The following is a 20,004-nucleotide window of genomic DNA, read 5'->3' on the forward strand; positions in this document are numbered from 1 at the left end:
GTAGTCTGCCCCGGTGACCGATCGCCGCACGCTCCTGCTCGACGCCGCCATCCGGGTGCTCGGCACCGGCGGGCCGCGACAGCTCACCCACCGGGCTGTGGACGCCGAGGCGGGCCTGCCCGAGGGTTCCGCCTCGAACCGGTTCCGCACCCGGGAGGCGCTGGTCACCGGCGTCTTCGACCGGCTCGTCGAGGTGGAGACGGCGGCCTGGCAACGGCTCGCCGCGGACCTGCCGGCGGGCGACGTCGCCGCGTTCGCCGCCGTCGTCGGCCGGCTGATCCGGGAGTTCACCGACCAGCAGCGGGTGGTCACGCTGGCCCGGTACGCGCTGTTCGTCGAAGCGGCCGTGCGACCCGACCTGCGCCCGGCGATCGAGGCCGCCCGGGCACGGCTGGCCGGCTGGGGGGAGCCACTGCTCGCCACGCTCGGCTCGACCGACCCGCCGGCCCACTTCCGGATGCTGCTGGCACTCGTCGACGGGCTGCTCAGCAACCAGCTCGCCGCCCCGGACGACGACGTCGACCCGGAGGCCGCCGTCGCCACGCTGCTGCACGGCTTCCGCGCCGGCCCGTCCGCCTAGCTCCCGCCGGCGCGGCGCCCGGCCGCGGCGCGGCAGGTGCGCAGCGCGTCGGACAGGGTCGTCAGGTGCCCGGCCGGTGGCATGATCCAGCCCGGTCCGGCGCTGAGCACCCCCACCGACGGGAACTCCCGCGCGAACCGGGCCATCCGGTACGCCCGGCCGGTCACCGGGGTCTGCGACCACACCACCACCGTGTGCGGCCGGCTGCGGCGCACGGCGCTGGCCAGCGCGGGCCAGGGCAGGGCGGCGCCCAGCAGCAGGCTGCCCAGGTTCGCCTCCCGCAGCGCGGCGGCGAGCGCGTGCAGGCCGAGACAGTGCAGTTCCTGTTCCGCCGCGGCGAGCAGGATGCCGCCGCCCGGCGACCTCCGTCCCGGCTCCCGCAGCAGGGCGTCCAGGCCGGACCGGATCCCCTCGGCGAAGGCGTGCTCCACCGCCACCTCGACGGCGCTGTGCCCGGGCAGCGCGGCCAGCATCGGCGCGCAGACCCGCTCCCACACCGCCGTCACGCCCCACCGGCCCGCGGCCTCGACGACAAGCGCGGCGACCCGGTTGCCGTCCAGGTCCTCCGCGGCGAGCGTGAGGTGCTTGCGGACGTCCTCGACGGCGTCGCCCGGCATCGCCTCGGCCACCACCAGAAGCACCTCCCGGGTAGACGGTCACTACCCGGGGTTCGGCCCGACTGCACGGTTTGGATGCGCCCGGACCGGACCGGTCCGGGCGGGATGCGATCCCGGCACCGGGCCGGTGGGCCGGATCACACCGGCCCGGTGCCGGAGGGGTCACTCGGGGAACGTGACCACCCAGCGCGCGCCCTCGCCGCGAGCCAGCCGCTCCAGCGCCGCGGGCGCCTCGGTCAGCGGCACCGTGCCACTCACCAGCGGCGCCAGGTCCAGGTCACCGGCGGCAAGCGCGGCGGCCAGCTCCGGCACCTCCCGGTCCGGGTCGGTCGAGCCGTACACCGAGGAGCGCAGCGTGCGCGCGGAGTGGAAGATGTCCAGCGCGGAGAGGCTGAGCATGTCGTCGCGGGCGCCCATGCCGACCACGGTGACCGCTCCCCCGCGCCGCGTCGCCCGCCAGGCGGCGCGGATGGTGGCGGACCGGCCGACGCACTCGAACGCGTGGTCCACACCGCGTCCCTCGGTGCGAACCCGGATCTCCTTGCCGAGCCGGTCGTCGGAACGGAGGAAGTCGGTCGCCCCGGCGGCGAGTGCCAGGTCCCGCTTGGCCTCCACCACGTCCACGGCGAGGATCGGCGACGCCCCCGCCCGCCGGGCGGCGGTCAGCACGGCCAGGCCCACCCCGCCGAGCCCGATCACCGCGACCGACTCACCGGCCGCGACCCGTGCGGTGTTGCGGACCGCGCCGACGCCGGTGAGCACCGCGCAGCCCAGCACCGCGGCCTGCTCCGGCGGCAGTCCGGCCGGCACCGGTACGGCGGCGTGCTGCGGCACCACCACCTCCTCGGCGAGCGCGCCGAGCCCGAGCGTGACCTGAAGGGGCTCACCGGCGGCCGTCTGGCCCCGGGGTGTGGACGGGTTGGGGTTGGCGGCGCAGAGCCACGGTTCGCCGTGCCGGCAGTGCCAGCAGTCCCGGCAGGCCGGGGCCCAGTTGAGCACCACGGGTGTGCCGACCGCGAGCGTCGTGCCGGGCCCGGCCTCGGCCACCACGCCGGTCGCCTCGTGCCCCAGCACCAGCGGGTACGCGGGCGCCAGCGTGCCGTCCACCATGGCCAGGTCGGAGTGGCAGATGCCGGCGGCGCGGATGCGTACCCGCAGCTCACCCGGGCCGGGCGCGGGCAGGCGTACGTCCTCGACCGCCGGTGTCTCGCCCCGGCCGCGCACCACGAGCGCCCTCATCGCTGGATCGCCTTCACCTCGGTGAACTCCTCCACGCCGTACGCGCCGAGTTCCCGGCCGAGGCCGGACTGCTTGTAGCCGCCGAACGGGGCGAGCGGGTTGAACGCGCCGCCGTTGACGTCCACCTGGCCGGTACGCATCCGCCGGGCCACCGCCAGCGCCGCGTCGGAGTCGGCGGACCAGACCGCGCCGGCCAGCCCGTACCGGGAGTTGTTGGCGATGGCGACCGCCTCGTCGGTGTCGGCGAACGGGATCACCGCGAGCACCGGCCCGAACACCTCCTCCTGCGCGAGGGCGCTGTCCGGGTGGACGTCGGCGAAGACGGTGGGCGCCACGAAGTGGCCCCGCGGCGGCAGTGGCGTGTCCGGGCCACCGGCGACGAGCCGGGCGCCGTCGGCGAGCGCGCGGTCCACGTGGTCGCGTACCCGCTGGGCCTGCGCGGCGGAGGCCAGCGGGCCGAGCCGGGTGGCCGGGTCGAAGGGGTCGCCGAGCCGGTAGCCGGCCACCGCCGCCGCGACCAGGTCCAGCGCCTCGGCGTAGCGGTCGCGGTGCACGAGCATCCGGGTCCAGGCGGTGCAGGTCTGCCCGGAGTTGAGCAGCGCGTTGCCGACGCCGACCTTGACCGCGGTGGGCAGGTCGGCGTCGGCCAGGACGACGTTCGCCGACTTGCCGCCGAGTTCCAGCGACACCCGGGCGATCCGCTCGGCGGCCAGGTGCGCGATGCGCCGGCCGGTGGCGGTGGAGCCGGTGAACGAGACCAGGTCGACGTCGGGGTGGGCGGCGAGGGCCTCGCCGACCACCGGGCCGGTGCCGGGCACGAGGTTCACCACGCCGGGCGGCAGGCCGGCGTCGGTGATCGCGTCGAACAGCAGGTACGCGGTGAGCGGGGTCAGCTCGCTGGGCTTGAGCACCACGGTGCACCCGGCGGCGAGCGCGGGCGCGACCTTGGCGACCACCTGGTGCAGCGGGTAGTTCCACGGGGTGATCGCGCCGACCACGCCGACCGGCTCGCGGACGACGAGGGAGTTGCCCACCGTCTGCTCGGCGGCCGGCCGGGCGGCCAGGTCGACCATGCTCCGCAGCACGGTGAGCGGCAGGCCGGTCTGGACGCGGGTGGCGAGCTTGAGCGGGGTGCCCAGTTCGGTCGCCACGGTGCGGGCGATCTCGTCGGCGCGGGCGGCGAGCGCGGTGTGCAGCCGGTCCAGGTGCGCGGCGCGCTCGGCGGGTGCGGTGTCGGCCCAGCCGGGGAACGCGGCGCGGGCGGCGGCGACCGCGCGGTCCACGTCGGCCGGTGTGCCGGCGGGCACCTCGCCGACGATGCCGCCGGTGGCCGGGTTCTCCACCGGGACGGTGTCGCCCGAGGAGGGGTCGACCCAGTCACCGGCGATGTGCAGGTGGCGGCGCGTCAGCAGGGCGGGAGGGGCGTCGGCGAGATCCATGGCGTCCTTCGGGGGTGTGGAAACTAGCGGTGGGAGTTTCGACGCTACTCCGGACCGCCGACCCGTTCCAGCGGGGCGACGGTGGCGGCGTACTCGGCGGCGAGTCCGTGCAGCAGCGCGTCCAGGCCGAGCGCGAACGCGCCCTCGTCCACGCTGCGCTGGTGGCCGGCGAGCCGGTGCGCCTGGTTGAGGTGCGGGTGCGCGGCGTACAGCGAGGGGTCCTCGACGAAGCCGCGGGCGAACGAGCCGAGCGCGGAACCGGCCACGAAGTAGCGCATCGCGGCGCCGATGTGGGTGGCGCGCGCGGGCGGCCAGCCGGCCCGGACCAGCGCGCCGTAGACCGCGTCGGCCATGGCGAGCGCGGCCGGACGGCGGCCCGGCCCCTGCGCCAGGTACGGCACGATGTTCGGGTGCGCGGCCAGCGCGGCCCGGTACGAACGCGCCCAGCGGCCGAGCGCGTCGAGCCACTCGTACTCGTCGAAGACGCTGATGTCGACCGTCGCCGCGACGCCGTCGGCCACCGCGTCGAGGATCTCCTCCTTGGTGGCGAAGTGGTTGTAGAGCGAGGGGCCGCGGACGCCGAGCGCGGCGGCGAGCCGCCGGGTCGAGAGCGCGTCCAGCCCGTCGGCGTCGATCAGCGCCAGCGCGGTCTCGACGATCCGGTCGCGGGTGAGCAGGGTCTGTCGGGGTCGGGGCACCTGGTCATCATCCTCCTTCCGGCCCGGGGTCTGGACGCGGGAAAACTTCCAGCGCTAGTTTAGAGCCAGTCGACCTGAGGGGGCACCGTGGACTTCGCACTGTCCGACGAGGAACGCGCGATCCGGGACACCGTTCGCACGTTCGTCACCCGCGAGGTGATGCCGCTGGAGGCGGAGGTGCTGCGCCGCGAGCGCGCCCACCAGCCCGGCCTGGACCGCTCCGAGCTGCGCGAACTCCAGCTCAAGGCGAAGAAGTTCGGCTTCTGGGGGCTGGCCACGCCGGAGGAGTACGGCGGCATGGCCCTGCCGGCGGTCATGCAGTCCCTGATCTGGACCGAACTGGGCCGCACCTTCGTGCCGTTCCGCTTCGGCGGCGAGGCCGACAACATCCTGTTCCACGCCACCGAGGAGCAGAAGCGCGAGTTCCTGATCCCCACCATCGAGGGGGAACGGATCTCCTGCTTCGCCATCACCGAGCCCGGCGCGGGCTCCGACGCGGCGAACATCAAGCTGCGCGCCCGCCGCGACGGCGACGACTGGGTCCTCGACGGCGAGAAGACGTTCATCACCAACGGCAACGACGCCGACTTCGCCATCGTGGTCGCGGTGACCGACCCGGAGAAGGGCGCCCGCCGTGGCGGCGCGACCGCCTTCCTGGTGGACCGCGCGATGGGCTGGCGGTCGGAGTTCATCCAGACCATGGGCGAGGGCGGCCCGGCCTCCCTGATCTTCGACGGCGTACGGGTGCCGCACCGCAACATCCTCGGCGAGATCGGGCAGGGCTTCACGCTCGGCATGGAGTGGATCGGCAAGGGCCGCTACACCATCCCGTCGCACGCCATCGGCATCGCCGAACGAGTCCTCCAGATGGCGATCGACTACGCCAACACGCGGGAGACGTTCGGCGCGCCGATCGCCACCAACCAGGCCATCCAGTGGATGATCGCCGACTCGGAGACCGAGCTGGAGGCGGCCCGCTGGCTGATCCTGCGCTCGGCGTGGACGGTCGACCAGGGCCTCGACCCGCGGCACGCCTCCTCGATGGGCAAGCTCTACGGCGCCGGCATGGTCAACCGGGTGGTGGACCGGGCGCTGCAGATCCACGGCGGCATGGGCTACACCCGGGAGCTGCCGATCGAACGCTGGTACCGGCAGGTCCGGCTCTACCGGATCTTCGAGGGCACCGACGAGATGCAGCGGCTGATCATCTCCCGGGACCTGCTGCGCGGATACACGAAGATCGGCGGCCACCTGGCCTGATCGGTCACCCGGCCCGAGCCGTCAGCCGGTCAGCGCCTCGACCGCCCGGTCCACGTCCTCCTCGGTCGTGTACAGGTGGAACGAGGCGCGGACCCGGCCGGCCCGGACCGCGGCGCGCACCCCGGCGCGGGCCAGCCGCTCGTGCGCGTCCGGCACGTCGACGGAGACGATCGCGCTGTCGCCCGGCGGGCGGCCCAGCCCGGCCAGGAACCGGTTGGCCAGCCCCACGTCGTACGCGCGCACCGCCTCCGGATCGAGGTCGGCGAGCAGCTCCAGCGCCGGGGCGGCCCCGACGTAGCACAGCCAGGACGGGGAGATGTCGAACCGCCGGGCGTCGTCGGCCAGGCGCAGCGGCATGCCGTAGTAGGAGGCGTGCGGGTCCTGGCCGGCGTACCACCCGGCCGCGTCCGGGCGCATCCGCTCGCGCAGTTCCGGCGCCAAGTAGGCGAAGGCCGCGCCGCGCGGCGCCATCAGCCACTTGTACGCCCCCACCACCACCGCGTCCGCCCGGTCCGCGGCGAACGGCAGCCACCCGCACGCCTGCGTGGCGTCGACCACCACGAACGCGCCGTGCGCGCGGGCCGCCGCGACGATCTCGTCGTACGCGGTGACGGTGCCGTCGGCGGACTGCACCACGCTGAACGCCACCAGGTCGGTGTCGGCGTCGATCGCGTCGACCAGCCCCTCCAGCGGGACGGTGCGGACCCGCACCCCACGCTCCCGCTGGACCAGCCACGGAAACAGGTTCGAGGTGAACTCGACCTCGGGCACCACCACGGTGGCCCCCGCCGGCAGGCCGGCCGCGATCGGCGCGACGAGCTGCGACACGGCGGAGCCGATGCTCACGTCGGCGACGTCCACACCGGCCAGCCGGGCGAACGCGGCCCGGGACCGCCCGACCGACTCGTCCCACACCTCGAACGACACCCGCCCGGTCCGCCAGTCGGCGAGCACCCGCTGCACGGCGTCCCACACCGGCTCGGGCGGCAGCCCGTAGGTGGCGGTGTTCAACCAGCCCGGTTCCGGCTGCCACAACTTCCGCGCCTGCTCAAGCTCCATGCTCCCGACGCTAACCACCCCCACCCCAACCCCAACACCGCCAATCCCACCCCCGTGGCCCCCCACCCCCACCCCCACCCCCACCCCCACCCCCGCCGATCTTGCACTTTCAGCCCCGACAAAAGGTGCAAACTCACCAACCGCAGGGCCGAAACTGCAAGATCGCGCGACGGGGGCACCCGCCCTGTCGATCATGAAGTTGGCGCCGTCGGCGGTCCGATTTGTCGCCGCCAAGTTCATGATCGTCGCGCTGAGGGTGGGGGGAGGTGGGGCAGCGCTGCGGCGATCTCTGCGCGGATCCGGGGCAGGGGCCAGGTGGCCAGGTCAGGCAGGGAGTGGTGGCGGCGCAGCTGCCCGGCCGCGGCGCGCCGGGCAACACCACGACGGTACGGGGACAGTGCGCCCCGGTCGTCCCGCAGTCGTGAAGGAAGTCTTCAGCAAAGACCCATGTCGATGCAAGGTATCGACATAGATGAACGTCACGCTATAGGGTGCGGCGAACCGGCGACGTGAGCCCAGTCGCCCCCTGCAGTGGACGAGGAGTGCCTGTGACGATTCGGAGACCGTCGCGTCGGGTGAGCCTGCTCGGCGGCGCCATGATCCTCATGCTCGGTTTGACCGGCCAGCCGGCCCAGGCCGCGCCGGAGCACCGCGCGCAGCCTCTCGCCGCCGCCTTCGCGCAGGCCGCAGCCGATTCCGACGTGCCGCGCGACCTGCTCGCCGCACTCGGGTACGCCGAGACCCGCCTGGACGGCCACGGCGGCGCGCCCAGCGCCTCCGGCGGATACGGCGTGATGCACCTGACCAGCAACCCGAAGGTGCGCACCCTCGACGAGGCCGCGCGCCGGACCCGGCTGGACCGCGCCGACCTGCGTACCCGGGACGCGGCGAACGTGGCCGGCGCGGCGGCGGTGCTGCGTTCCTACGCCGACGAGGCCGGGCTCAGCGCGGCGCAGCGCGACGACGTCAACCAGTGGTACGGCCCGATCGCCCGCTACGGCGGCGCGACCGACGCGGCCACCGCCCGGCTGTACGCCGACTCCGTGTACGACCTGCTCGCCCGGGGCTTCATCGCGACCACCGCCGGCGGCGAGGTCAGCGTGGACGGCCGTCCGGTCGCGCCCCAGCGGGGCCGGTACGCCGACGTGGCGCCGCTGGGCACCGGCGACTTCGGCACCCTGAGCACCGACTACGGCCCGGCGGCCTGGGTGCCGGCCAACTCGTCCAACTACACGGTCTCCAGCCGCGAGTCGGCGTACCCGATCAACTACATCGTCATCCACACCATGCAGGGCAGCTACGCCGGCTCGATCAGCTGGTTCCAGAACGCCGCCGCCGGCACCAGCGCGCACTACCTGCTCCGCTCCTCCGACGGCGCGGTCACCCAGATGGTGCGGGACAAGGACATCGCCTGGCACGCCGGCAACTGGACCTACAACACCCAGTCGATCGGCATCGAGCACGAGGGGTACGTCGACAACGCCTCCTGGTACACCGACGCGATGTACCGGTCGTCGGCGGCGCTGACCCGGTACCTGTGCGACAAGTACGGCATCCCGAAGACCCGCACCAACATCATCGGGCACAACCAGGTGCCGGGCGCCACGCACACCGACCCGGGTTCGAACTGGAACTGGACCTACTACATGCAGCTCGTCACCGGCGGCACCACGCCCCCACCGACCGCCTGGTCGACGATCGTGGACAACACCACCGCCGGCCGGTTCACCGCGAGCGCCAACTGGGGAACCTCGACGTACTCGGCGCAGCGCTACGGCGCCGACTACCGGTACGCCAACCCGGTCGCGGCCAGCGACACCGCCTGGTACAAGGTGAACATCCCGGCGACCGCCACCTACCGGGTGGAGGTCTGGTATCCGGCCGTGGCCGGCTACAACACCTCCACGCCGTACATCGTGGCGACGACCAGCGGCAACCAGACGGTCTCGGTGAACCAGAGCGCCAACGGCGGTGCGTGGCGGTCGCTGGGCACCTTCACCCTGGCCGCCGGGGACGCCAACAAGGTCGGTGTCAGCAGGTGGTCCGGCAGCACCGGGTACGTGATCGCCGACGCCATCCGCGTCACCCGCGTCTGAGCGGCACGTCCCCGCTCGGCCCGGTCAGCTCACGTTGGCCGGGCCGAGCACGCTCTTGAGATCACCCATCAGCGCGGTGGTGGGCGCGACCCGGAACGGGCCGAGGCGCAGCGTGGTGACCTTGCCGCCGTTGAGCAGCTTTACGTGCACCTCGGTGTCGCCGGGGTGCAGCACGAGCGTCTCCTTGAGCCGTTCCACCAGGGGCGGCGTGCAGCGGTGCACCGGGATGGTCAGCGTGACCGGCTTGTTGGCCGGGTTGCTGGTGACGTCCGGCATGGACATGTCCATCGCCATGATGCGCGGGGTGTCGTCGCGCCGGTCGACCCGGCCCTTGACCACCACGATGGCGTCCTCGGCGATGTACTGCCCGATCACCTCGTACGTGTTCGGGAAGAACAGCGTCTCCACGCCACCGGCGAGGTCCTCCAGGGTGGCCGACGCCCAGGCCCGGCCCTGCTTGGTGACCCGGCGCTGTACACCGGAGAGGATGCCGGCCAGGGTGACCACCGCGCCGTCGGGCACGGTGCCCTCCTCGGACAGCGCGGCGATGGTGGTGTCGGCGGCCGCCCCGAGCACGTGTTCCAGGCCGAACAGCGGGTGGTCGGAGACGTACAGGCCGAGCATTTCGCGCTCGAACGCGAGCTTGTCGCGCTTGTCCCACTCCCCCTCGCCGATGACCGGCATGACGGTGGTGGTGCCGCCGGTCTCCGCCTCGCCGAAGCCGGCGCCGAACAGGTCGTACTGGCCGACCGCCTCCTTGCGCTTGACGTCGGCGTACGCGTCGATGGCGTCGGCGTGCACGGCGAGCAGGCCCTTGCGCGGGTGCTTGAGCGAGTCGAACGCCCCGGCCTTGATCAGCGATTCGATGGTCTTCTTGTTGCAGACCACGGCGTCGACCTTGGACAGGAAGTCGTAGAAGTCGGCGTAGTCGCCCTTCTCCTCGCGGCACCGCATGATCGAGGCGACCACGTTCGCGCCGACGTTGCGCACGGCGCCGAGACCGAAGCGGATCTCCTTGCCGACCGGGGTGAACGGCCCGGCCGAGGTGTTCACGTCCGGCGGGAGCACCTGGATGCGCATGCGGCGGCACTCGGACAGGTACATGGCCATCTTGTCCTTGTCGTCACCGACGGAGGTGAGCAAGGCGGCCATGTACTCGGCCGGGTAGTGCGCCTTCAGGTACGCGGTCCAGTAGGAGACCAGACCGTACGCGGCGGAGTGGGCCTTGTTGAACGCGTAGCCGGCGAACGGGACCAGCACGTCCCACACGGCCTGGATGGCCTCGTCGGAGTAGCCGCGCTCGCGGCAGCCGTCCCGGAACGGGATGAACTCCTTGTCGAGGATCTCCTTCTTCTTCTTGCCCATCGCCCGGCGCAGCAGGTCGGCCTGGCCGAGCGTGTAGCCGGCGAGGATCTGGGCGGCGCGCTGCACCTGCTCCTGGTAGACGATCAGGCCGTAGGTGGGCGCGAGGATCTCGCGCAGCGGCTCCTCCAGCTCCGGGTGGATCGGGGTGATCTCCTGGAGGCCGTTCTTGCGCAGCGCGTAGTTGGTGTGCGAGTCCACGCCCATCGGGCCGGGCCGGTAGAGCGCCAGGACGGCGGAGATGTCCTCGAAGTTGTCCGGTTTCATCAGCCGCAGCAGCGAGCGCATCGGCCCGCCGTCGAGCTGGAACACGCCGAGCGTGTCACCGCGGGCCAGCAGCTCGTACGCCGCCTTGTCGTCCAGCGGCAGGCCGAGCAGGTCCAGCTCCCGGCCGTGGTTGAGCTGGATGTTCTTCACCGCGTCGTCGATGATCGTCAGGTTGCGCAGGCCGAGGAAGTCCATCTTCAGCAGCCCGAGCGACTCGCAGGTCGGGTAGTCGAACTGCGTGATGATGACGCCGTCGGAGTCGCGCCGCATCAACGGGATGTGCTCGATGATCGGCTCGGCGGACATGATGACGCCGGCGGCGTGCACACCGGTCTGCCGGATCAGGCCCTCGATGCCCTTGGCGGTCTCGATGACCTTCTTGACGTCCGGGTCGGACTCGTAGAGGCCGCGGATCTCGCCCGCCTCGGCGTAGCGGGGGTGCTTCGGGTCGAAGATGCCGGACAGCGGGATGTCCTTGCCCATCACCGCCGGGGGCATGGCCTTGGTGATCCGGTCGCCGACCGCGTACGGGTAGCCGAGCACCCGGGCCGAGTCCTTGATCGCGGCCTTCGCCTTGATCGTGCCGAACGTGGCGATCTGCGCGACCTTGTCCTCGCCCCACTTGTCGGTCACGTACTTGATGACCTCACCGCGCCGGCGCTCGTCGAAGTCGATGTCGACATCGGGCATGGAGACGCGCTCGGGGTTGAGGAACCGCTCGAAGATCAGGCCGTGCGGGATCGGGTCGAGGTCGGTGATGCCCAGCGCGTACGCCACCAGCGAGCCGGCCGCCGAGCCACGCCCCGGGCCGACCGCGATGCCCTGGCTCTTGGCCCACTGGATGAAGTCGGCGACCACGAGGAAGTACGACGGGAAGCCCATCTGGATGATGACGCCCAGCTCGTACTCGGCCTGGACGACGTGGCCCTCGGGGATGCCGTTGGGGAAGCGGCGCTTGAGCCCGGCGAACGTCTCCTTGCGGAACCAGGACTCCTCGGTCTCGCCCTCGGGGATCGGGAAGCGCGGCATCAGGTTGTGGAACGTGAACATGCCGGCCGGGTCGACCTTCTCGGCCACCAGCAGCGTGTTGCGGCAGCCCTGCTGCCACAGCTCGGAGGAGTCGACGGCGCGCATCTGGTCGGCGGACTTGACGAAGTAGCCGCCGCCCTCGAAGCGGAACCGGTTCGGGTCGGCCACGTTGCTGCCGGTCTGGACGCAGAGCAGCACGTCGTGCGCCTCGGCCTGCGCCTCGTGGGTGTAGTGCGAGTCGTTCGTGACCACCGGCGGGACGTCGAGCTTGCGGGCGATCTCGGTGAGCCCGTCGCGGACCCGGCGCTCGATGTCGAGGCCGTGATCCATGATCTCCAGGAAGTAGTTGTCCTTGCCGAAGATGTCCTGGTACGCGGCGGCGACCTTGAGCGCCTCGTCGAACTGGCCCAGCCGCAGCCGGGTCTGCACCGCGCCGGAGGGGCAGCCGGTGGTGGCCATGATGCCCTCGGCGTGCTCGGCGATCAGCTCCATGTCCATCCGGGGCCACTTGACGTAGTGGCCCTCCATGGAGGCGCGGGAGTTGAGCTTGAACAGGTTGTGCAGGCCGTCGCGGTTCTTCGCCCACATGGTCATGTGGGTGATCGCGCCGTTGCCGGAGACGTCGTCGCTCTTCTGCTCGGGGCGGCCCCACTTGACCCGGGCCTTGTGGAAGCGCGACTCCGGCGCGACGTACGCCTCGACGCCGAGGATGGGCTTGACCCCGGCGTCCATGGCCTGCTTGTAGAAGTCGTTCGCGCCGTGCATGTTGCCGTGGTCGGTGATCGCCACCGCCGGCATGCCGAGCCGCGCCGCCTCGGCGAAGAGGTCCTTGAGCCGGGCCGCCCCGTCGAGCATCGAGTACTCGGTGTGTACGTGCAGATGCGCGAACGAATCGCCCATGCGTGGCGCCCCCCGGGTTGTGGATCAAGCTGCGTCGGAGTCGACCGACCCACCCTACCGAGGTGATCGTGCGGGCTCCACCGTCCGCGCCGAGGGTGGTCCGGGTCTCTCCGACTGGCCGGTGTACGGCACGCGATGTTCTTGTCTATTGCAATGGTGTGTGACACACAGTATCGTGTTGGACATGGTCAGCGAAGAGGTCCTCCGGACCCACCTCCAGGAGCTACGACGCGGCACTGTCGTGGTGGCCAGCCTGGTCGCCCTGCGCCGCCCCGACTACGGATACGCCCTGCTGCAACGGCTGGCCGCGCACGGCTTCGCGGTCGACGCCAACACGCTCTACCCGCTGCTGCGCCGCCTGGAGGACCAGGGCCTGCTGACCAGCGAGTGGAACACCGAGGAGAGCCGGCCGCGCAAGTTCTACCGGACCAGCGACGACGGCGAAGCCGTCCTGAACCGCCTGCTCGACGACATGAGCGCAGTGCGGACGTCCGTCACCGAACTGATCGAAGGAGCGGAACGATGAGTTCCCTGACCGACCGTTACGTCGCCGCCACCATGCGGGCCGTGCCCGCGCAGCGCCGCCTGGAACTCGCCGAGGAACTGCGCGGCTCCATCGCCGACATGATCGACGACCGGACCTCGGGCGGGCAGGACCACGCCTCCGCCGAACGCGAGGTGCTCACCGAGCTGGGCCACCCGGAGAAGCTCGCGGCCCGCTACAGCGACCGCACCCTGCAACTCATCGGCCCGCGCTACTACCTGACCTGGTGGCGGCTGCTGCGGCTGCTGCTCACCTGGATCCCGGCGATCGTCGGCGTGCTCACCGGCGTCACGAAGGCGCTCGTCGACGGCGAGCCGGGCGCGGCGATCGGCGCGGCCGTCGTCTCCGCGATGCAGACCGCGGTGCAGATCGCGTTCTGGGTCACGCTGGTGTTCGCCGTGCTGGAACGCACCCGCACGCCGCTCGGGCTGCCCGAGTGGACCGTCGACCAGCTCCCCGAGGAGACCCGGGAGCGGCAGATCAGCCACTCCGACAGCATCGCCTCCGTGGTGTTCCTGCTCGCCACCATCGGCCTCCTGGTCGGCCAGCACTTCCAGCGCTGGACCACCGACGACGGCACCCGGCTGCCGGCGCTGGACCCGGCGCTCTGGAGCTTCTGGCTGCCGGCCCTGATCGTGGTGCTGCTGGCCACCGTCGGCCTGGAGATCGCCAAGTACCGCTCGGGCCGGTGGACCTGGCCGCTGGTGGCGGTCAACGCGGTGCTCAACGTGGCGTTCGCCGCCCCGGTGCTCTGGCTGCTGGCCACCGACCGGCTGCTCAACCCGGAGCTGGTCGAGCGGTTCGCCTGGCTGCGCGACGGCGGGACCGTCGAGTTCGCCCGGGTGGCGGGCGCGGTGGTCGTGCTGGTCGCGATCTGGGACGTGATCGACAGCGCGATCAAGGCCGCCCGCGCCACCCGCTGAAGCCGGGCCGATCCTCCGGCCGCCCTGGCACCCGTCGGTGCCGGGGCGGCCCGCCGTCGGCTGCCCGACTCAGCGGCGGCGGCACGGTCGCCCCGGGCATAGCCTGGTCTTTCCGCACCACCGGCGAGCACTGGACACCCCTGATGCCCCTCCCCGACGGCACGGACGAGCTGGCCCGCTCGGCCGCACGCGGCGACCGGCAGGCGCTCGACGCCCTGCTGGCCACCGTCCGGCCGGAGGTGCTGCGCCAGTGCGCCCGCCTGCTGCCGCACCGGCAGGACGCCGAGGAGGCATGCCAGGACACGCTGCTCGCGCTCGCCCACGGCATCGCCGGATTCGAGGGACGCTCGTCGTTCGACACCTGGCTGTACCGGATCACCGCCAACCGGGCCCGTTCCACCTACCGCGCGCTGCGGCGGCGGTGGCAGCGGGAAGCCGGCGCCGTCCCGCTGCCGGACCCGCCCGACCCCCGCCGGACCAGCGTGGTGGCCGGCACCCGGCTCGACCTGCTCGACGCGCTCGACGCGGTCCCGCCGCAGCTCGCCGAGACGGTCACCCTGCGTGACGTGCTCGGGATGAGCTACCGGGAGATCGCCGACCTGCTCGACGTGCCCGAGGGCACCGTGAAGTCCCGCGTCCACGAGGCCCGCCGGCAGCTGCGCCGGCGGATGTCCGATGCGTGAGCCACCCCGCCGCCGTGTCGCGACGCTCGCCACGCTCGCGCTGCTCGCCGGGATGCCCGCCTGCGCCGACCGCCCGGTCTCACCGCTGCCCGCGCGCCCGCCGGTGACCAGCGCCGCCGCGCCGTCCGCCACGGCGTCCCCGCTCGCCCCCACCCCCGCGCCCGCGGTCGGCGAGGTCACCACACCGCCGGACGCCGCGCCGCCGAGCCCGCCGACCCGGGTACGGCCACCGGCCGCGCCCCGGACCACGAGACCCACCCCGCCGGTACGCACCACGCCACCGGCCGCGTGTCTCGGGCCGGTCCGCTACGACCTGGTCCTCGCCGAGACCGAGCTGGCACTGCTGAAGTCCCTCTGCCTCGCCGCCGGCGGGGTGCTGCGGATCCAGGGGATCGGGCCGGGCGAGGTCACGGTGGACCGCGAGGACCTGGTCTCACGCAACTACGAGGCCGGTGTGGTGGACATCCGGTTCGTGCGTACCGGGACGGTGGTGGTCACCATTCCGCAGGACGGCCGCGCGTACCCGATCACGGTCGTGGTGGTCTGACCGCGCCGGCTATCCGGCCCGCACCCCGGCGAGCACACCGTCGACGAAGTCCGCGCCCGCGCCCGCCGGGGGGACGAGCTGGACGTAGAGCAGACCGGCTCGGCCGGTGGCCAGTCCGGCGGCCTCGACGATCACCGGGCGGCCGGTGGGACAGGTGAACGTGACGACAGTCCACTCGACGCCGCCCTGCCGGCTGCGGCGCGGCGGCGCCCCGGCACAGTCCGCGTGCGGCCGTTCGGTCAGGAAACCCGCCGGGCCGGTCCGGCGGGCGGTGGCGGCGGAGAGGCCGACGAAGGCCCCGGGCAGGGCCGGGTCGACCGCCCAGCTCCCCGGATCCGGGGAGATCACCAGCGCCGGTTCGAGGTCGCCGTCGTCGCCGTACTGGCCGGCCCAGCCGGTGCCCTCGGCCCGCCAGCCGGCCGGCAGGACCACTGTCAGCGGGCCGCTGCGGCCCACCGCGCCGGCCGGGCCGGGACGGGCCGCGTCCCCGGCGCCCGTGCCGCCGACGGCGAGCGTCACCGCGACCGCGGCGACCATCCGGCCCGGGCGCGGCGCCCGCCGCGTCCGCGCGAGCGCGGGCCCACCGTCCACCGCGCGCCGCAGCGCCTGCCGGAACGCGTCAGCGTCCGGGTAGCGGTCGGCCGGGCGTACGGCGGTGGCCGTCCGCAGCACCGCGCCCACACCGGCGGGCACGCCGGCCCGTAGCCGCGAGGCGGCCGGTTCTCCGTCGGCCGGGCCGGTACGGCCGAGCAGCCGCAGTCCCAGGCGGCCCAGTCCGAACACGTCGGCCCGGGTGTCGACCACCGCCAGCGGCTCGTTCTGCTCCGGCGCCATGTAGCCGGGCGTGCCGGCCCGCGCGGTGAGCCCGGAGGCGGAGGCGAGCGCCTTGGCCAGGCCCAGGTCGGCGATGAGCACCCGCTCACCGTCCGGCACGGAGTGGAACAGGACATTGCTCGGCGTCAGGTCGCGGTGCACCACCCGGTGCCGGTGCAGCACCGCCACGCCCGCCGCGATCTCGTCGAGCACCGCCACGGCCCGGCCCACGGGCAGCGGCCCGTGCGCCAGCCGGTCCCGGAGGCTGCCGCCGTCCGCCCAGGCCAGCACCGCGTACGGGCGTCCGTCCGGCAGCTCGCCGACGCCGTGCACCCGGACCAGCCGGTCGTCGTCCAGTCGCCGCAGCAGCCGGGCCTCGTCGAGGAAGCGTTCCCGCACCCGCAGGTCGTGGCTCCAGTTCTCGGCCAGCACCTTGACCGCGACCCGGTCGGCGAGCGCCGGATCGTACGCCAGCCAGACCGTGGCGAAGGACCCCGCGCCGAGCAGACGCTCCACCCGGAACGCCCCGATCCGCGTCGGCGTGGTCATCGGCATCACCTCCGCCGACCGCCGCCACGATCACCGTCACGTCGACGGTAGACGATCCCGAACCGAACCGGACCGGCCGGAGACCAACAGGACAGGAGAATCCGACCGAAGGAGAACCGCCATGAACCGAATCCCGTCCACAGTCCTCGCCGGGCTGCTGGCGCTGACCGCTGTCGTGCCGGTCACCGCCGGCGCGCCGGTCGCCGCCGCCCCCGCCCTCGCCGCCGCCGACGCCGCCCCCGCCCTCGCCGCCGCCGACGCCGCCCCCGTCCGGCCGGCCGTCGCGGAGAACGAGGTGCTCAGCGTCCACGGCGCCGGCCCGTTCCGGATCGGGGCCCGGCTGGACCGGCTCGTCGCGGCCGGGCTGATCGACTGGACCGCGCCGGGCTGTCCCGGAATCGTGCACGCCGGCGTCACCGGCTCCTGGGCCGGGGCGATCATGCTGACCTTCCGGGCCGGCCGGCTCGTCTCGGTGGGCACGGCGACCGCCCCGCCGCGCTCCCCGGCCGGCGGGGCGGTCGGGATGTCCTTCGCCGAGCTGGAGCGCATCTACGGGCCGCGCGGCCGCATGATCCGCAACGACGCGGGTGACGCCGAGGCGTACCTGGTCCGGTTCGGGTCGCGGGTCGAGCTGTTCAGCGACCACCCGATCCGGCCCGGGGTCGGCTTCTACGCGGCCGGTCCGGCGTCGTACGTCGAGCGGTCGTTCCGGCAGGGCTGCTGCTGAGGAGTGGCGGGCCCGGCCGTCACGCCGGGCCCGCGTCCGCCCTCGCTCAGGCCGCCACTCGCCACTCGCGGGCCAGCAGCGCGTAGACCACCTCGTCGGTCCACTCCCCCTTGACGAACTCGTTCTCCCGCAGGTGCGCCTCCCGGCGCATGCCCAGCCGCTCCAGCACCCGGGCCGAGGCGGTGTTGCGGGCGTCCAGCCGCCCGACGATCCGGTGCAGGCCCAGCCCCTCGAAGCCGACCCGCAGCAGTTCCCGGGCCGCCTCGGTGACGTACCCCCGGCCGGTGTGGTCCGGGTGCGCCACGTACCCGATCTCGCCCTGCCGGTGTTCCCCGCTGGTCCAGCTCAGCAGCACGTCCCCGAGGAACTCGCCGGTGTCCGCCGACGTCACGGCAAGGTTGAGCACGTCGCCGGGGGCACGCAGCGCGGTCCGCCGGACCAGCCGCTCGATCGCCGCCCGGGCGGCCGCGTCGTCGTACGGCTCGTGGTAGAGGTAGCGGGTCACCTCCGGGCGGCCCCGGTAGTCCCGGACCACGGCGAGGTCGTCGGCGGTGAAGGCGCGCAGCAGCAGGCGCTCGGTACGTAACGGCAGATCGGGCACGAACACCCCGGCAGGCTACGTCCCGGCTGTCGTCCGGCCCACCCGTTTACGCCCCGGGCACCGCACCGGCGGCAGCGGTGGCATGGTCGTACGGTGAGCACCGCAACCACCACCGCCTGGCGCCGGCCGGCTCCCACAGCCGCCCAGTTGCGTGCCGACCTCTGGATCGGGCTCGCGGTCACCGTGCTGGCCCTGTTCGAGCTGACCCTGGCGTACAGCACCGGGGCCTTCCTGCTCGGACCACCACCGAGCGTCGCCGAGCAGATCTGGTGGACCGTCGCGGTGACCGCCCCGCTGGCGGTACGGCGGCGCTGGCCCGCCACCGTCGCGGTGATCGTGGCCGTCGCCTTCGTCGCCGGGCAGGCCCGGGCGGTCCCGCTGGCGCAGCTCCCGTCGGGCGCGCTGTTCGCCGCCCTGTTCACGCTCGGCGCGTGGGGCGCCGACCGGCGGCTGGCCGGGCGGCTGCGGGCCGGCATCATCGTGGCGATGTTCGCCTGGCTCTGGCTGTCCCTCGCGTTGCGGGCCGACCAGATCTCCGCGGCCTCCTTCGCCGACGCCGCCGGCCCGGTGCCGCCGGTGCTCGCCGCGGTGGTGAACGGCGTGCTCTACAACGTGCTCTTCTTCGGGTTCGCCTACTACGCCGGGCAGACCGCCTGGGTGGCCGCGCGCCGCCGGCACGAGCTACGCGAACAGGCCGAGCAACTGCGCCGCTCCCAGTCGGAGGCGCGCGAGCGCGCGGTGATGGGCGAGCGGGTCCGCATCGCCCGCGAGCTGCACGACGTGGTGGCCCACCACGTGTCGGTGATGGGCGTGCAGGCCGCCGCGTGCCGGCGCGTGTTCGACCGCGACCGGGACAAGGCGCGGACCGCCCTGGCCGCGATCGAGGAGACGGCGCGTACCTCGGTCGACGAGCTGCGCCGGATGCTCGGCGTGCTGCGCGACCCGGACTCCGCGTCCGGCGTGGCCGCGGCCCCCGAGGACATCGCCGGCATCGACCGGGTCGCCGCGCTCGTCGACCGGGCCCGGGAGACCGGGCTGCGGGCCGACCTCGGGGTGTACGGGGAACCGGTACCGTTGCCGCGCTCGGTGTCGCAGGCGGCGTACCGGATCGTGCAGGAGGCGGTGACGAACGTGGTCAAGCACGCCCACGCCACGACGCTGGACGTGCGGATCCGCTACCTGGCCCGGGATCTGGAGATCGACGTGAGCGACGACGGACAGGGCGGCGTGCCGGCCGCCGGGGCCGGGCTCGGCCTGGTCGGCATGCGGGAGCGGGTCGCCGCCCACGGCGGTGAGGTGGAGGCCGGGCCGCGTCCGGGCGGCGGCTTCCGGGTCCGGGCCCGCATGCCGCTGCCGGTCGAGGCCGCCGGGCGGGCGGCGTGAACGCGCCGGTACGGGTGCTGCTCGTCGACGACCAGCACCTGGTCCGGACCGGTTTCCGGGTGATCCTTGAGGTCGAGGACGACATCGAGGTGGTCGGCGAGGCCGCCGACGGGCAGCGCGCCGTGTCGATGGCGTCCGCGCTGCGGCCGGACGTGGTGCTGATGGACGTGGAGATGCCGGTGCTCGACGGTCTGGAGGCCACCCGCCGGATCACCGCCGACGCGACGCCGGGCGGCCCGGCCGTGCTGATCCTCACCACGTTCGACCGGGACGACTACCTGTTCGCCGCGCTGCGTGCCGGGGCGAGCGGTTTCCTGCTCAAGAACGGCACCCCGGAGGACCTGGTCGAGGCGGTCCGGGTGATGGCCCGCGGTGAGGGGCTGATCGCGCCGGCGCTCACCCGGCGGGTGATCTCCACCTTCGCCCGGCCCGGCGCGGTGCCGCCGGACCCCCGGCACGACGCCGCGACGGCGGACCTGACCCCGCGCGAGCGGGAGGTGCTGGAGCTGGTCGCGCGCGGGGCCAGCAACGCCGAGATCGCGGACGTCCTGCGCGTCGGCGAGGCCACCGTGAAGACCCACGTCAGCCGCGTGCTGGCCAAGCTCGGGCTGCGCGACCGGGTGCAGGCGGTGGTGTTCGCGTACGAGCACGGGGTGGTCCGGCCCGGCGGCTGAGGTCCGTCGCGCGA

The 20,004-nt window shown here is 73.5% G+C and carries 18 protein-coding genes; 10 read left to right on the forward strand and 8 right to left on the reverse strand.

Going from position 1 to position 20,004, the window contains the following annotated elements; all coding sequences use genetic code 11:
• The first annotated feature begins 13 nt into the window (after positions 1-13).
• A complete protein-coding gene (locus tag O7604_RS28255) occupies positions 14-580 on the forward strand; it encodes a TetR/AcrR family transcriptional regulator (RefSeq protein WP_269700525.1) in 567 nt (188 codons plus the stop codon).
• Here the strand turns inward: O7604_RS28255 and O7604_RS28260 are convergent.
• The 4 genes from O7604_RS28260 to O7604_RS28275 all read right to left on the reverse strand — a co-directional run bounded on the left by O7604_RS28260 (position 577) and on the right by O7604_RS28275 (position 4,573).
• Positions 577-1,212, reverse strand: coding sequence for a transcriptional regulator (locus O7604_RS28260; RefSeq protein WP_269700526.1), 636 nt, complete (start codon positions 1,210-1,212; stop codon positions 577-579). The genes O7604_RS28255 and O7604_RS28260 overlap by 4 nt on opposite strands.
• 147 nt (positions 1,213-1,359) lie before the next feature.
• Positions 1,360-2,436: an alcohol dehydrogenase catalytic domain-containing protein gene (locus tag O7604_RS28265; RefSeq protein ID WP_281578335.1), complete on the reverse strand. Its 1,077-nt coding sequence runs from the start codon at positions 2,434-2,436 to the stop codon at positions 1,360-1,362.
• Entirely contained in the window at positions 2,433-3,875 is a 1,443-nt protein-coding gene (locus O7604_RS28270; RefSeq protein ID WP_281578336.1) for an aldehyde dehydrogenase family protein, read from the reverse strand. Before O7604_RS28270 ends, O7604_RS28265 begins: the two co-directional genes overlap by 4 nt.
• Positions 3,876-3,919: 44 nt before the next feature.
• A complete protein-coding gene (locus O7604_RS28275) occupies positions 3,920-4,573 on the reverse strand; it encodes a TetR/AcrR family transcriptional regulator C-terminal domain-containing protein (RefSeq protein ID WP_281578337.1) in 654 nt (217 codons plus the stop codon).
• Positions 4,574-4,660: 87 nt separating this feature from the next.
• Here O7604_RS28275 and O7604_RS28280 point away from each other — a divergent pair, with 87 nt between their 5' ends.
• Positions 4,661-5,833 (forward strand): acyl-CoA dehydrogenase family protein, encoded by a 1,173-nt coding sequence (locus tag O7604_RS28280; protein ID WP_281578338.1) that lies wholly within the window; start codon positions 4,661-4,663, stop codon positions 5,831-5,833.
• 21 nt (positions 5,834-5,854) lie between these two features.
• Here the strand turns inward: O7604_RS28280 and O7604_RS28285 are convergent, their stop codons facing one another.
• Positions 5,855-6,892: an aminotransferase class V-fold PLP-dependent enzyme gene (locus O7604_RS28285; protein WP_269700531.1), complete on the reverse strand. Its 1,038-nt coding sequence runs from the start codon at positions 6,890-6,892 to the stop codon at positions 5,855-5,857.
• Positions 6,893-7,440: 548 nt separating this feature from the next.
• Between O7604_RS28285 and O7604_RS28290 the strand changes: the two genes are divergently transcribed.
• The gene (locus O7604_RS28290) at positions 7,441-8,988 is read left to right on the forward strand and encodes an N-acetylmuramoyl-L-alanine amidase (RefSeq protein ID WP_281578339.1); all 1,548 of its coding nucleotides are present in this window, start codon (positions 7,441-7,443) and stop codon (positions 8,986-8,988) included.
• A gap of 24 nt (positions 8,989-9,012) precedes the next feature.
• Here the strand turns inward: O7604_RS28290 and dnaE are convergent, their stop codons facing one another.
• Positions 9,013-12,546, reverse strand: coding sequence for a DNA polymerase III subunit alpha (gene dnaE / locus O7604_RS28295; RefSeq protein WP_269700533.1), 3,534 nt, complete (start codon positions 12,544-12,546; stop codon positions 9,013-9,015).
• A 184-nt stretch (positions 12,547-12,730) separates the two neighbouring features.
• On the opposite strand from dnaE, the gene O7604_RS28300 reads away from it, so the two are divergent.
• The 4 genes from O7604_RS28300 to O7604_RS28315 all read left to right on the forward strand — a co-directional run bounded on the left by O7604_RS28300 (position 12,731) and on the right by O7604_RS28315 (position 15,243).
• Positions 12,731-13,072 carry a PadR family transcriptional regulator gene (locus tag O7604_RS28300; RefSeq protein WP_269700534.1) on the forward strand — a complete coding sequence of 114 codons (342 nt, stop codon included), beginning with the start codon at positions 12,731-12,733 and terminating at the stop codon, positions 13,070-13,072.
• The gene (locus O7604_RS28305) at positions 13,069-14,013 is read left to right on the forward strand and encodes a permease prefix domain 1-containing protein (RefSeq protein ID WP_281578340.1); all 945 of its coding nucleotides are present in this window, start codon (positions 13,069-13,071) and stop codon (positions 14,011-14,013) included. Before O7604_RS28300 ends, O7604_RS28305 begins: the two co-directional genes overlap by 4 nt.
• A gap of 143 nt (positions 14,014-14,156) precedes the next feature.
• The gene (locus tag O7604_RS28310) at positions 14,157-14,696 is read left to right on the forward strand and encodes an RNA polymerase sigma factor (protein WP_269700536.1); all 540 of its coding nucleotides are present in this window, start codon (positions 14,157-14,159) and stop codon (positions 14,694-14,696) included.
• Positions 14,689-15,243 carry a hypothetical protein gene (locus O7604_RS28315; protein ID WP_269700537.1) on the forward strand — a complete coding sequence of 185 codons (555 nt, stop codon included), beginning with the start codon at positions 14,689-14,691 and terminating at the stop codon, positions 15,241-15,243. The genes O7604_RS28310 and O7604_RS28315 overlap by 8 nt, the downstream gene beginning before the upstream one ends.
• 9 nt (positions 15,244-15,252) lie before the next feature.
• Here the strand turns inward: O7604_RS28315 and O7604_RS28320 are convergent, their stop codons facing one another.
• Positions 15,253-16,605: a serine/threonine-protein kinase gene (locus O7604_RS28320; RefSeq protein WP_269700538.1), complete on the reverse strand. Its 1,353-nt coding sequence runs from the start codon at positions 16,603-16,605 to the stop codon at positions 15,253-15,255.
• Between the two features lie 121 nt (positions 16,606-16,726).
• On the opposite strand from O7604_RS28320, the gene O7604_RS28325 reads away from it, so the two are divergent.
• Complete coding sequence (locus O7604_RS28325) at positions 16,727-17,332, forward strand: hypothetical protein (RefSeq protein ID WP_269700539.1); 606 nt, start codon at positions 16,727-16,729, stop codon at positions 17,330-17,332.
• 46 nt (positions 17,333-17,378) lie between these two features.
• On the opposite strand, the gene O7604_RS28330 is transcribed toward O7604_RS28325, so the two are convergent.
• Complete coding sequence (locus tag O7604_RS28330; RefSeq protein ID WP_269700540.1) at positions 17,379-17,939, reverse strand: GNAT family N-acetyltransferase; 561 nt, start codon at positions 17,937-17,939, stop codon at positions 17,379-17,381.
• Between the two features lie 87 nt (positions 17,940-18,026).
• Between O7604_RS28330 and O7604_RS28335 the strand changes: the two genes are divergently transcribed.
• Together O7604_RS28335 and O7604_RS28340 are read left to right on the forward strand one after the other, a co-directional pair.
• On the forward strand, positions 18,027-19,316 hold the full coding sequence (locus O7604_RS28335) for a sensor histidine kinase (protein ID WP_281578341.1): 1,290 nt from the start codon (positions 18,027-18,029) through the stop codon (positions 19,314-19,316).
• A complete protein-coding gene (locus tag O7604_RS28340) occupies positions 19,313-19,990 on the forward strand; it encodes a response regulator transcription factor (RefSeq protein WP_281578342.1) in 678 nt (225 codons plus the stop codon). The genes O7604_RS28335 and O7604_RS28340 overlap by 4 nt, the downstream gene beginning before the upstream one ends.
• The last annotated feature ends 14 nt before the right edge of the window (positions 19,991-20,004 follow it).

It is taken from the genome of Micromonospora sp. WMMA1947 (genome assembly GCF_027497355.1).
In the GTDB taxonomy this organism is placed as follows: domain Bacteria; phylum Actinomycetota; class Actinomycetes; order Mycobacteriales; family Micromonosporaceae; genus Micromonospora.